The organism is Mesorhizobium sp. M0587, assembly GCF_040320945.1.
Lineage (GTDB): Bacteria > Pseudomonadota > Alphaproteobacteria > Rhizobiales > Rhizobiaceae > Mesorhizobium.
This window is the reverse complement of the sequence record NZ_JAMYQP010000035.1, coordinates 1-12,774: the sequence shown is the minus strand read 5'-3', so window position 1 is coordinate 12,774 and position 12,774 is coordinate 1. Positions and strand designations below refer to the sequence as shown.

The 12,774-nt window shown below is 63.4% G+C and carries 11 protein-coding genes; 9 read left to right on the top strand and 2 right to left on the bottom strand.

The genetic code is table 11. From position 1 onward, the window contains the following. Positions 1-96 precede the first annotated feature (96 nt). Genes pstC through phoB form a run of 5 tightly spaced genes read left to right on the top strand, consistent with a single transcriptional unit; the run spans position 97 to position 5,163 of the window. Positions 97-1,557: a phosphate ABC transporter permease subunit PstC gene (gene pstC, locus NKI49_RS25595; RefSeq protein ID WP_352600185.1), complete on the top strand. Its 1,461-nt coding sequence runs from the start codon at positions 97-99 to the stop codon at positions 1,555-1,557. Then, positions 1,554-2,870 carry a phosphate ABC transporter permease PstA gene (gene pstA, locus NKI49_RS25590; protein ID WP_352600183.1) on the top strand — a complete coding sequence of 439 codons (1,317 nt, stop codon included), beginning with the start codon at positions 1,554-1,556 and terminating at the stop codon, positions 2,868-2,870. Before pstC ends, pstA begins: the two co-directional genes overlap by 4 nt. A gap of 15 nt (positions 2,871-2,885) precedes the next feature. After that, complete coding sequence (gene pstB, locus NKI49_RS25585) at positions 2,886-3,710, top strand: phosphate ABC transporter ATP-binding protein PstB (protein WP_352600181.1); 825 nt, start codon at positions 2,886-2,888, stop codon at positions 3,708-3,710. 37 nt (positions 3,711-3,747) lie between these two features. Then, entirely contained in the window at positions 3,748-4,455 is a 708-nt protein-coding gene (gene phoU / locus NKI49_RS25580) for a phosphate signaling complex protein PhoU (RefSeq protein ID WP_352600179.1), read from the top strand. A gap of 18 nt (positions 4,456-4,473) precedes the next feature. After that, the gene (gene phoB, locus NKI49_RS25575; RefSeq protein ID WP_032918995.1) at positions 4,474-5,163 is read left to right on the top strand and encodes a phosphate regulon transcriptional regulator PhoB; all 690 of its coding nucleotides are present in this window, start codon (positions 4,474-4,476) and stop codon (positions 5,161-5,163) included. A 330-nt stretch (positions 5,164-5,493) separates the two neighbouring features. On the opposite strand, the gene NKI49_RS25570 is transcribed toward phoB, so the two are convergent. After that, positions 5,494-6,735, bottom strand: a complete 1,242-nt coding sequence (locus tag NKI49_RS25570; RefSeq protein WP_352600176.1) for an ROK family protein — start codon at positions 6,733-6,735, stop codon at positions 5,494-5,496. A 269-nt stretch (positions 6,736-7,004) separates the two neighbouring features. Between NKI49_RS25570 and xylF the strand changes: the two genes are divergently transcribed. The 4 genes from xylF (at position 7,005) to NKI49_RS25550 (ending at position 12,177) form a co-directional block, all read left to right on the top strand. Further along, the gene (gene xylF, locus NKI49_RS25565; protein WP_352600174.1) at positions 7,005-8,045 is read left to right on the top strand and encodes a D-xylose ABC transporter substrate-binding protein; all 1,041 of its coding nucleotides are present in this window, start codon (positions 7,005-7,007) and stop codon (positions 8,043-8,045) included. A gap of 145 nt (positions 8,046-8,190) precedes the next feature. Further along, positions 8,191-9,546 (top strand): sugar ABC transporter permease, encoded by a 1,356-nt coding sequence (locus NKI49_RS25560; protein WP_352600172.1) that lies wholly within the window; start codon positions 8,191-8,193, stop codon positions 9,544-9,546. A 26-nt stretch (positions 9,547-9,572) separates the two neighbouring features. Beyond that, positions 9,573-10,373, top strand: coding sequence for an ATP-binding cassette domain-containing protein (locus tag NKI49_RS25555; protein ID WP_352600170.1), 801 nt, complete (start codon positions 9,573-9,575; stop codon positions 10,371-10,373). Between the two features lie 145 nt (positions 10,374-10,518). Continuing rightward, positions 10,519-12,177: a CHASE domain-containing protein gene (locus NKI49_RS25550; protein WP_352600168.1), complete on the top strand. Its 1,659-nt coding sequence runs from the start codon at positions 10,519-10,521 to the stop codon at positions 12,175-12,177. A 93-nt stretch (positions 12,178-12,270) separates the two neighbouring features. Here the strand turns inward: NKI49_RS25550 and NKI49_RS25545 are convergent, their stop codons facing one another. Continuing rightward, positions 12,271-12,516 carry a YMGG-like glycine zipper-containing protein gene (locus tag NKI49_RS25545; RefSeq protein ID WP_027023447.1) on the bottom strand — a complete coding sequence of 82 codons (246 nt, stop codon included), beginning with the start codon at positions 12,514-12,516 and terminating at the stop codon, positions 12,271-12,273. Between the last annotated feature and the right edge of the window lie 258 nt (positions 12,517-12,774).

Sequence of the window (12,774 nt, the reverse complement as noted above, 5' to 3'; positions counted from 1 at the left end):
TCAATCTTCCAGACCAGGGCGCGGGCCACGTCCGCGCCCTGGTCTTGTCGCCTGCCGCGATAGGCCTGGCGACTATATTTCCCCGGGGGTCGGTCCATGTCGTCCTTGCTCGTACTCGCCATTGTGATCGCCATCGGCGTGGTCGCCTTCCTGCTCGGCCGCCAGCGCGCCGCGGCGCATGACAATGGCACCGTGAAGCCGCACTCGCGCGCCCATTACCACGGTTGGTGGGCCTTCCTGCTCGCCGTCCTTCCCGCCCTTCTGCTGCTTGCCGTCTGGAACGTCGGCTCTTCATTCTATCTCGACCGGCACATTCACGCCGTCCTGCCCGAGCGCACCGCCGACAGCAAGGTTGCCAGCGAGGCACTTGATGTCAGCCTGGTGAAGAGCCTGTCCAAGGGCTTGCGCAAGCTCGATGGCAACACCGTTTTGCCCGCAAGCTTTGCCGAACTGCAGCCGCTGCTTGCCGCCAAGGGCGTGGCGCTCGCGACAGACACCCAGGACTACATGATCCCGATCGCCATCGAGGCGAACAAGGTCCAGGACAGGCTTGGACTGTTCGGTGCGGCCGTAATCCTGGCTTTGTCGATTGCCGGCGCCTTCTATGCGCTGAGGCAGATCGCGCCGCGGGCGCGCGCCAGGAACAATGTGGAGAGACTGATGCTGTGGGGGCTGCTCGCCGCCTCGACCATCGCCATTCTGACCACGGTCGGCATCGTGCTTTCGATGCTGTTCCAGACGATCCAGTTCTTCGAAAGCGTGTCGCCGATGAGCTTCTTCTTCGGCACCGTATGGGACCCGCGCTTTGCCGCAGCGGGTTCGGGCGGAAACCAGGGCCAATTCGGCCTGATCCCGCTTCTGGCCGGCACGCTCTACATCGCTGCCGTCGCGCTGCTGGTGGCAGTGCCGGTCGGGCTGATGTCCGCGGTCTATATGGCCGAATACGCAACGCCCAAGGTCCGCTCAGTGGTAAAGCCGGCGCTTGAACTGCTCGCCGGCATCCCGACCATCGTCTACGGCATCTTCGCCGTGGTCACGCTTGGACCATTCCTGCGCGATCTCTCGGCAGCGCTGACCGGCGGCTCCCCCTTCATCCAGGGCCAGAGTATCTTCACCGCCGGCCTGGTCATGGGCGTCATGTTGATCCCGGTCGTGTCCTCGCTGTCCGACGACATCATCACCGCGGTGCCGCGCGCCATGCGCGACGGCTCGCTCGGCCTCGGGGCGACGCGCTCCGAGACGATCAAGCGGGTGATCCTTCCGGCCGCACTTCCGGGCATCGTCGGCGCCATCTTGCTGACCGCTTCGCGTGCTATCGGCGAGACGATGATCGTCGTGCTGGCCGCCGGCGTTGCCGCCAATCTCACCATCAACCCATTCGAGGCGATGACCACCATCACCGTCAAGATCGTCAACCAGCTGACCGGCGACCTCGAGTTCAACTCGCCGCAGACGCTGGTCGCCTTTGCGCTCGGCCTTACGCTGTTCGCGCTGACGCTGGTGATGAACATCGTCGCGCTCTACATCGTGCGCAAATACCGGGAGCAGTACGAATGACCGACATCCCCATGGGTTCTGTGGTCCCGGCGGCAGCTCATCCGCGCCGCGACATCGGTCTGAAGGCCCGCTACGCAGCGGAACGCCGCTTCCGCATCTATGGCGTGCTGGCGATCTCGGTCGGCCTGGCGTTCCTCGCCATCATGCTCGTCACCATCGTCTCCAAGGGCTACACCGCCTTCTGGCAGACGACGGTGACGCTGCCGATCAGCTTCGACGAGAAGGTGATCGATCCCTCCAATAAGCGCGCCACCGATTCGAGCGTGCTGATCAAGGCAAACTATCCCAAGCTTGCGGACAACGCGCTGATCGCCAAGCTCGGCATCGATCCCGCCAACAAGCCGATGGTCATGAAGCTCAAGGGGTTCCTGTCGGAGGGTGCCCGCGTCCAGCTGCGCGACATCGTCGCCGCCGACCCGTCGGTCATCGGCACGACGCGGAACGTCGATATCCTCGCCGCCGCCAATCTCGACTCCGCCTTCAAAGGCCAGATCGATCTCGGTGTCGACGAAGCGCGCCGCAAGGTGTCGGACCAGCAGATTGCGTGGATGAACAAGCTCAAGGCCGAGGGCTTGATGGCCGAGCATTTCAACACCGGTTTGTTCTCCTATGGCGCCTCCAGCCGCCCGGAAACCTCGGGCATGGGCGTGGCGATCATAGGCTCGTTCTACATGATGGTGATCGTGCTGCTCTTGGCGCTGCCGATCGGCGTCGCGGCTTCGATCTATCTTGAGGAATTCGCCAAAAAGAACCGTCTCACCGACCTGATCGAAGTCAACATCAACAATCTGGCGGCGGTGCCGTCGATCGTCTTCGGCCTGCTTGGACTCGCTGTGTTCATCAATTTCCTCGGCATGCCGCGCTCGGCCGCTTTCGTCGGCGGCCTGGTGTTGACGCTGATGACGCTGCCGACGATCATCATAGCCACGCGGGCCGCTTTGGCCGCCGTGCCGCCATCGATCCGCTCGGCGGCGCTCGGCCTTGGCGCGTCCAAGATGCAGATGGTGTTTCAGCACATCCTGCCGCTTGCCGCCCCCGGCATCCTCACCGGCACCATCATCGGCCTGGCGCGGGCGCTCGGCGAAACCGCGCCGCTGCTGCTGATCGGCATGGTCGCCTTCGTCGCCGACTATCCGAAGACGCCTTTCGATCCGGCCACGGCGCTGCCGGTGCAGATCTACATGTGGGCCAACGAGGCCGAGCGCGCCTTCGTCGAGCGCATGTCGGGTGCCATCATCATCCTGCTCGTCTTCCTCATGGCCATGAACATCACAGCGATCGTGCTGCGGCGCCGCTTCGAACGGCGCTGGTAAAAGAAGGCATCTGGTATGAACATCATGACCGAACAGTCCCTCGAAAACGCGGTGGGCGACAAGATGAGCGCCAAGTCGAACGAAGTGATCAAGATGCGCGGCGACAAGGTCGGCGTGTTCTACGGCGAGAAGCAGGCGCTGTTCGACGTCAATCTCGACGTCCGCCAGAACCAGGTGACGGCGCTGATCGGCCCCTCCGGCTGCGGCAAATCCACCTTCCTGCGTTGCCTCAACCGCATGAACGACACCATAGACTCGGCGCGGGTAACCGGCAGGATCACGTTGGACGACGAGGACATCTACGACAAAAACATCGACGTCGTCGAACTCAGAGCTCGCGTCGGCATGGTGTTCCAGAAGCCCAATCCGTTCCCGAAGTCGATATACGAGAACGTCGCTTACGGTCCACGCATCCACGGCTTGGCCAAGGGCAAGGCCGACATGGACCAGATTGTCGAATCGAGCCTGAAAAAGGCGGCGATCTGGAACGAGGTGAAGGATCGCCTGCAAGAGCCGGGCACCGGTCTTTCCGGCGGCCAGCAACAGCGCCTGTGCATTGCGCGCGCCATCGCGGTTTCGCCAGAGGTGATCCTTATGGACGAGCCCTGCTCGGCGCTTGACCCGATCGCCACCGCGCGCGTCGAGGAACTTATCGACGAATTGCGCCAGAACTACACGATCGTCATCGTCACCCACTCGATGCAGCAGGCAGCGCGTGTGTCGCAGCGCACGGCGATGTTCCATCTCGGCTATCTGGTCGAGGAGGGCGCTACCGACAAGATGTTCACCACTCCCGACGACAAGCGCACCCAGGACTATATCACCGGCCGGTTCGGTTGAGCAGTCCGGGCGAATTTACAGACACGAGGACAAGGTCATGGCCGAACACACAGTCGCAGCCTTCGACGAGGATCTAGGGCAGATCAGCAGGCTGATCAGCGACATGGGCGACCTCGCCAGTTCGATGGTCGGCGGCGCCACCAAAGCGCTGCTGAACACCGACAACGCTCTCGCGCAACGCGTCGTCTCCGATGACGCGATCATGGATGCGCGCCAGCGCGAGCTCGACGACCGCGCCATCACGCTGATCGCCAAGCGTCAACCGATGGCCGACGACCTGCGTCACGTCGTCGGCTCGATCCGCATGGCCGGCGACCTCGAACGCATCGGCGATCTTGCCAAGAACATCGCCAAGCGCGTCGGCACGGTCGGCCTCGCCGCCACGCCGCGCGACCTGTCGCATTCCATCGACGCGATGGCGCAGTTGGTGCTGATCCAGGTGCAGGGCGTGATCGAGGAATATGCGGCGCGCGATGCCGCCGCGCTGACGACGCTGCGGGCCAACGACGAGCGCATCGACGTCAAATACACCTCGGTGTTCCGCGAACTGCTGACCTACATGATGGAAGATCCGCGCAACATCACCGCTTGCACGCATCTGTTGTTCTGCGCCAAGAATCTGGAACGCATCGGCGACCATGTGACCAACATCGCCGAAAATGCCTATTATGTCCTGACCGGTACGCAACTGCCCGCCAATCGCCCGAAGCAGGACGAAACGGCGATGTCGGCGCCGGCGGCCTGACGGCGGGGTGACCGGGCGATGATCGCGCCGCGCATCATGGTGGTGGAGGACGAGGAGCCGTTAGGCGTGCTGCTCCGCTACAATCTGGAATCCGAGGGTTACCAGGTCGAGGTGGTGACGCGCGGCGACGAAGCCGAGATCCGGCTGCAGGAAAACGTGCCGGACCTTCTGGTGCTCGACTGGATGGTGCCGGCGGTTTCCGGCATCGAACTCTGCCGGCGCCTGCGAATGCGCGCCGAGACCGAGCGATTGCCGATCATCATGCTGACGGCGCGCGGCGAGGAAAGCGACCGCGTGCGCGGCCTTTCCACCGGGGCCGACGACTATCTGGTCAAGCCGTTCTCGACGCCGGAATTCATGGCCCGGGTCAAGGCGCTGCTGCGCCGCGCCAAGCCGGAGGTGCTGTCCAGCGTGCTCAAGGTCGGCGACATCGTGCTCGACCGCGAATCGCACCGGGTCTATCGCAAGAAAAGCGAGATCCGGCTCGGGCCGACCGAATTCCGCCTGCTCGAATTCATGATGCGCCATCCCGGCCGCGTGTTCTCGCGCAGCCAACTGCTCGACAATGTCTGGGGCGAGACGATCTACATCGACGAACGCACGGTGGACGTGCATGTCGGCCGGCTGCGCAAGGCGGTCAACAATGGCCGCATGCCCGATGTCATCCGCACCATTCGCGGCGCCGGCTACGCGATCAGGGAAGATTAGGTCTTTGGCGCGGAAGTTCCGTCAGATTGGGCTTCCGAAGGCGGGTCTCGGAGGTTTTGCGACTAGCCGAAAACGGCAGTCACTTCGTCATCCACGGGCGTAGCAAGGAGCGTAGCGACGCAGCGCAGACCCGAGGATCCATGCCGCGACTTCGGAGTGCTGCCACGATGCAGAATTCTGCTCCCCTGCACTCCACGACTACGGTCGCAGGATCCTCGGGTCTGCGCCGCGTCGCTGCGCTCCTTGCTCCGCCCTAGGATGACGACATTGGGACGACTTCGGCAATATCCAAAGTCGACGATGGTCTGCGGCATCGACGGCGGACGCCACTCAGGCTACGTTCTTTCCAGTGCCAGTTCTCGCCTGCACGCCAGGCGCGAAAATCTCCTGGTCGACGAAGGTCAGCGCGCGCATGGCGCAACCTTCCCTGATCAGCGGCAGTTCGTTGGGCTCGGTGTCGAAGGAAATCGATTCCGAGTGCTGGCCGCCGGCGGTCTGGGCGATGGCCTCGCGCAGTGCCGGCTCGATCAGGTCGAAGGCGGCGGCGCTGACGCCGACCATGGCGACAGGCGCCGGGTCGATCAGCGCGAACAGGCTGCCGAGGCCATAGCCGAGCGCCTCGCCGGCCTTGCGATAGGCCTCGCGCTCCGGTCCGTCTTTTTCGCGCGCCGAAGCCGCCAGCGTACGCATGTCGGCGTCGCTGACGTCGACCGGTTCGGTGTCCTCGCCAAGCTGCCTCGCATTGCGCCAGATCGCATAATTGCCGGCATAGGCCTCGACGCAGCCGCGCCGTCCGCAGCGGCAGAGGGCGCCGCCCGGCCAATGGATCATGTGGCCGAACTCGCCGCCCGAGGAATGGGTGCCGGTGAACAGTTCGCCTTTCAGCACCAGGCCCATGCCGATGCCGTGGGAAAGCAGGATGGCTATGAAGTCGTCGCGATAGCGCTGGGGATCGCGCCAGCGCAGCGCCACCGCCATCATGTTGCAGTCATTCTCCGTGGTGGCGGGAATGCCGAACTCGGCCTCGAGTATGTCGGCGAAGGCGATATCGGTCTGCGGCGTGATCGGCGACCACAGCATGGACCGCGCATCGGTGTCGGTGATGCCCTGGATCGCCAGCGCGATGCGGGCGACGCGCCGGACGTCGAGGTCGGGGTCCTCGATCCGGCGCCGCACGATGGCGACGCATTCGCCGATCAGCGCCCCGCGCGCCATGGTCAGCGTGTCCAGCCGGCGCTGCTCCTCGGCGATCACCTGGCCGGCATAGTCGATGACGGCGACGGACAGGAAGTTCAGCGACAGCACCACGGTCATCACCGCCGCCGCCTCCGGGTTGAGGCCGAGGCCGACCTGTGGGCGCCCGCGTTTCAGCGAGCCCGTCTCGCTCGGCTTGCCCTCGGTCAGGATGCCTTCGCCGATGAGGTCGGAGGAAATCGCCGATATGGTCGAGTGGCTGAGGCCGGTGGTCGCGGCGATCTCGGTGCGCGAGGGCTGGCTGGCACGGCGTACGGCCGCGATCACCATCGCCCGGTTGCGCCGACGCAAATCGTCGTGACGGATTCCGACCGACATGCTTCTCTCATATCCTCCCTGTCGCCGTGGTTCTTCCTGTCCCTCGAACGCTGCCGGCAACGTGGGCAAATACTGGCAGAAGCATGCGGTGCTGTCATTATTTATTCGGGGCTCGAAAAAAATTCGAGAGGACATCAAAATCCATCAGAATCGATGTTGACAGCGTTCCGGGGATGGACCAGTGTTTTTTCGGGGCTCGAAAAAATAGAGCCTCTGTGCCGGCCTTCGGGTCAGTTTGGTCGCGCCTTACGCGGCGCAGGGAGGATAATATGAAAAGATTCACAGCCGCCATCCTGGCGGGTGTCGCCATGTCGCTGACGCTCGCGTCGGTCGCCCAGGCGAAAGACAAGGTCATCGGCGTTTCGTGGTCCAACTTCCAGGAAGAGCGCTGGAAGACCGACGAAGCCGCCATGAAAACGGCGATTGAGGCAGCCGGCGACAAGTACATCTCCGCCGACGCGCAGTCCAATCCCGGCAAGCAGCTCACCGATGTCGAGAGCCTGATCTCGCAGGGCGCCAACTCGCTGATCATCCTGGCGCAGGATGCCTCGGCCATCGGCCCGGCGGTGCAGAAGGCGCTGGACGAAGGCATTCCGGTCGTCGGCTATGACCGGTTGATCGAGAACAAGGACGTCTTCTACCTGACCTTCGACAACAAGGAAGTCGGCCGCATGCAGGCCCGCGAAGTGTTCAAGGCCAAGCCGGAAGGCAATTATGTCTTCATCAAGGGCTCGGGTTCCGATCCGAATGCCGATTTCCTGTTCTCGGGCTCGATGGAAGTGCTCAAGGAGGCTATCGACAGCGGCAAGATCAAGAATGTCGGCGAGGCTTACACGGACGGCTGGCTGCCCGCCAACGCCCAGAAGAACATGGAACAGTTCCTGACCGCCAACGACAACAAGGTCGACGCCGTGGTCGCGGCCAATGACGGCACCGCCGGCGGCGTCGTCGCGGCGCTGACGGCGCAAGGTCTTGCCGGCACCGTGCCGGTCTCGGGCCAGGACGGCGACCATGCCGCGCTGAACCGCATCGCGCTCGGCACGCAGACCGTGTCGGTGTGGAAAGATGCTCGCGAGCTCGGCAAGACCGCCGCCGAGATCGCCTCGCAGCTGGCCGACGGCAAGAAGACGGCAGATATCGCCGGCGCCAAGGACTTTACGACGCCGGGCGGCAACACCGTCAAGTCGCTGTTCCTGACTCCGGTTGCCATCACCAAGGACAATCTCAGCCTCGTGATCGACGCCGGCTGGATCAAGAAGGACGAGGTCTGCGCGGGTGTCGCCGCCGGCAGCGTCGCGGCCTGCAACTAGAGGGCTGGCCTCTTCCTGCATTCTCAACGCCGCGGCCCCAAGCCGCGGCGTTTTCTCAAAAAGATTTGTTTTTCCGCATCAGGCGGATAGCTTCTAGGCTGGGTTTCGGTATCCGCGTCAGACGGCCAGCCGGTGCGAGGAAATCATGACCGACATCACGTCCACCACCCCGCAGACCGACACCGCGCGCGCGTCGGAACTCGGCGCGGTCGCCCGGTTCCTGAAGGCGACCGAGATCGATACCCGCATGCTCGGCATGATCGGCGCGCTGCTGGTCATCTGGATCGGGCTGCACGTCATTTCCAGCCTGCGCCTCGGCGTCAATCCGTTCGATTTCGACAGTCGTACCTTTCTCACGCCGCGCAATCTGTGGAACCTGTCGGTGCAGACATCCGCAGTCGCCATCATGGCCTGCGGCATGGTGCTGGTGATCGTCATGCGCAATATCGACCTGTCCGTCGGCTCCGCCGAGGGCTTGATCGGCATGGTGATGGGCTTTGCGCAAGTGCATTTCCTGGTGCGGTTTGTCGGGCTCGAACTCGGCAATCCGTGGATATGGGTTCTGGCGCTGGTCATAGGCCTGGCGCTCGGCTTGCTGATCGGCGCTTTTCAGGGTTTCATCATCGCCTATCTCGAAGTGCCGGCCTTCATCGTGACGCTTGGCGGCCTGCTGGTCTGGCGCGGTGCCGCCTGGTGGATCACCAGCGGCCAGACCGTGGCCCCGCTCAATGCCACCTTCCAGTTGATGGGCGGTGGACCGGCGGGATCGATCGGCGCGACATGGAGCTGGGTCGTCGGGATCGTCGCTTGCCTTGGCGTGGTGTTTGCGCTGTTCAATGGACGGGTGCAGCGCAAGCGGTTTCGTTTTCCGCTGCGTCCGATCTGGGCCGAGACGCTGCTCGGCGCGGTCACCTGCGCCGTCATCATGGGAGCCGTGTGGCTGGCCAACTCCTATCCCTGGCCTGTCGGCATCGTGAACCGATACGCGGCCGCCAACAACATCACCGTGCCCGAGGGCGGCCTGTTCATTGCCCATGGCATCGCCATACCGGTGCTGATGGCGATCGCCGTCGGGCTGGTCATGACCTTCATCACCAAACGCACCCGTTTCGGCCGCTATGTCTTTGCCATCGGCGGCAACCCGGAAGCCGCCAATCTCGCCGGCATCAACACGCGCTGGATCACCATGAAGGTGTTCATGATCATGGGGGTGTTGGCCACGATCGCCGCCGCGATCTCGTCGGCCCGGCAGAATTCGGCCACAAATGCGCTCGGGACGCTCGACGAACTGCTGGTCATCGCGGCCGCCGTCATCGGCGGCACGTCGCTTGCCGGCGGCTCGGGAACGATCATCGGCGCCATGCTCGGCGCGCTGCTGATGCAATCGCTGCAATCGGGCATGGTGCTGCTCGGCGTCGACTCGCCGCTGCAGAGCATCGTCGTCGGCGCCGTGCTGGTCATCGCCGTCTGGCTCGATACCGTCTATCGAAAGCGCGTCTGAGCATGATCCAAAAAGTGAACACCGCCATGACTGACAACACTGCTCCTGCTGCCTCCGCGCTGATCGACATGCGCAACATCTCGATCGCGTTCGGCGGCATTCGCGCGGTCGACGACGCCTCGATCGATCTGTTTCCCGGCGAGGTCGTGGCGCTGCTCGGCCACAACGGCGCCGGCAAGTCGACCCTGATCAAGATCCTGTCCGGCGCCTACAAGCGCGACGCAGGGCAGATCTTCGTCAATGGCGAAGAAGCAACGATCTCCAACCCGCGCGATGCCAAGAAACACGGCATCGAGACGATCTACCAAACGCTGGCGCTGGCGGACAATGTCGATGCCGCCGCCAACCTGTTTCTCGGCCGCGAGCTGATGACCGCCTGGGGCACGCTTGACGACGTTGCGATGGAGGCCGAGGCGCGCAAGGTGATGGGCCGGCTCAATCCCCGCTTCCAGCGCTTCAAGGAGCCGGTGATCAAACTGTCGGGTGGGCAGCGGCAGTCGGTGGCGATCGCACGCGCGATCCTGTTCAACGCCCGCATCCTGATCATGGACGAGCCGACGGCGGCTCTCGGTCCGCAGGAAACGGCGCAGGTCGGCGAACTGGTCAGACAGCTCAAGTCCGACGGCATCGGCATCTTCCTGATCAGCCACGATATCCACGATGTGTTCGAACTGGCCGACCGCGTCTGCGTGATGAAAAACGGCCAGGTCGTCGGCACGGCGCGCACCACTGATGTGACCCAGGACGAGGTACTCGGCATGATCATCCTGGGCAAATGTCCTCCCGGTGCCATTCCCGGTCCGGGCGCGTTGAAGATCGCCGCCTGAGCCTGTTGACGGCCGGCGAAGGCGATCTGACATGCCCGGTTGCCGGGCATGTGATGTGCCAGCTGGCACGATGGCTTGGCCGTGCCATTGTCTTGGCCCCGCGAGTTGCCCATAAAGGTCCGATGCTCAAGGGCTACACGATCCGTTGAAGAAATTTTTTCCAATCGTCGCGTTCATCGCCGTTGCGCTGATCAGCATGACCATGGCGGGGTTCGCCTATTTCGCGACGCAGGAAGCCGCCCGTATCAAGTTCGAGGCGACGGCTGACGACGCGCTCAACCGGATCGAGAGCCGTATCGACCTGCATCTGTCGCTGCTGCGGTCGACCCAGGCGCTGTTCGACGCCCGCAACGGCGACATCTCCCAGAACGAGTTCAACGCATTCTTCAGCGCGCTGAATGTCGACAATAATTTCGCCGGCCTGCGCGGCATCGGGTTCCTGCGGCTCGTCAAGACGGGCGACGAGGCGGCGGTCGAACGCGACATCCTCCGCGACCAGGGCGCCAGCCGTCCGGTCTATCCGGATACGACGCAGCCCTGGCGCACGCCGATCGTGCTTTTCGAACCGTTGGATCCGTCCAACCAGGCCAGCATCGGCTACGATATGTTCAGCGAACCGGTGCGGCGCGAGGCGATCGAAAAGGCGATGTCCGACGACCAGCAGCACGCGAGCGGGCTGGTGCAGTTGGGCCAGGGCACCGGCGCCGCGCAGACCTTCACCGGCTTCTTCGTGTTCGTGCGGCTGAATATCGAAACCGCGCCGGAGGTCATCAATGCATCGCGATCCTCGACCGCGGGCTTTCTTTATGCAGCCTTTCGGGCTCGGGATCTGTTCCAGATCGCTCTCAGCCGCGCGCCGCTGCTGCCGGTCAACACCGAAATCTATGACGGCGCGATCAATGGCGACAACCTGCTGTTCCGGTCGGAGACGCCGCCGGCTTCGTCCTTCGGAAACCGGCTGCTGGTCACCCGCAAGATCACGGTGGCCGGCCGCCCTTGGAACGTGCTGTTCAGGCCGACCAGTGCCTTTTCGCAGCCGTCGTCGCGCGCCATCCCGGTAATGCTCGGGCTGTTCGGCCTGCTTCTGGCGGGCGCCATCGCACTGGTGGCGCGCTATCAAGAGAGGGCCTACGAAGCAGTGTCGGCTTTGCACGAGACGACGGAAAAGAGCTTGCTCGAAAAGGATCTGATGCTGCAGGAAATGAAGCATCGCATCAAGAATTCGATCACGCGGGTGCTGGCGATCGCGCGACAGACCGCGTCGCGAGCCACTGATTTCGAGGAGTTTTCTTCGTCTTTCTCGGCCAGGCTGCAGGCAATGGCGGCCTCCCAGGACATGCTGACGCGCTCGCGCTGGCAGAAGGCCGATCTCGCCGATCTGTTGCGCATCGAGCTTGGCCAGGTGTTCGGCAAGGAACTGCCGGACGGGCTCTTGTCGGGCCCCGAAGTGCTGCTCGACGAGACCACGACGCAGGCGCTGGGCCTTACCTTCCACGAATTGGCGACCAATGCGCTCAAATACGGGGAAGCCGGCAATTCCGCCAATTCGCTCAAGAATGCCAATTCGCTTGGAGGCAATGGCGCGCTGAAGGTCGATTGGTCGCTCGAAGGGCGAGGCCGCGACCGCATCCTGGTGCTGAACTGGCGGGAGAGCGGAAACACGACGATCGAGGCGCCCGCGCAGACCGGATTTGGCACGAAGCTGATCGACCTCAATGTCACGCGCGAGCTGCGCGGCACGATCAAGCGCGATTTTCAGGCCGAAGGCCTGAAGGTGGAAATCAGAATTCCATTGACGGGCTGAAAGTTAGCCGGCGCAACACAGGCAAGACGCTCACCGCGCAAATCCGGAGACCGCAAGATCGGTCTCCGGATCGACACTATGTCGGTTGTCGCATCAGTTGCAGCGGGCCGTGTAGATTCGGCCGCGATGGTCGCGATACTGGCAATAACCGTTCTGCAGCCTGCGAACCAACAGGCCAGACCCGGCGCCGACAGCCGCGCCAATCAGCGCGCCCTTGCCGCCGCCGACCAGGCCGCCGATGCCCGCGCCAATCAAGCCGCCGCCAACCACATCCTGCTCGGTGCTGGTGCAGCCGCTGACCGCGATCACCGCGACCATGGCAATAATCATCTTCCGCATAGCGTAACTCCTCACTTTGTGTCCTCGCTTTGGTAAGCTACAACAGCCATTTAGCATGAAATGACGGCCTTTGCTGCTCCAATTTATTGTGGGCTAAGGGAGCCTTTTTGGGGGCGTTTCTCCCCACATCATGCCGCGGAATGGCTCGCGGTATGGTTGGTCGACCGTGAACTATCCGCAAGCCGTTGATGTGGCATGTTGATTGAGGCAGAGAGCGGCTTTGGAATTGCAAGAGTAGCGGTTTATGGGGGCTGTTTT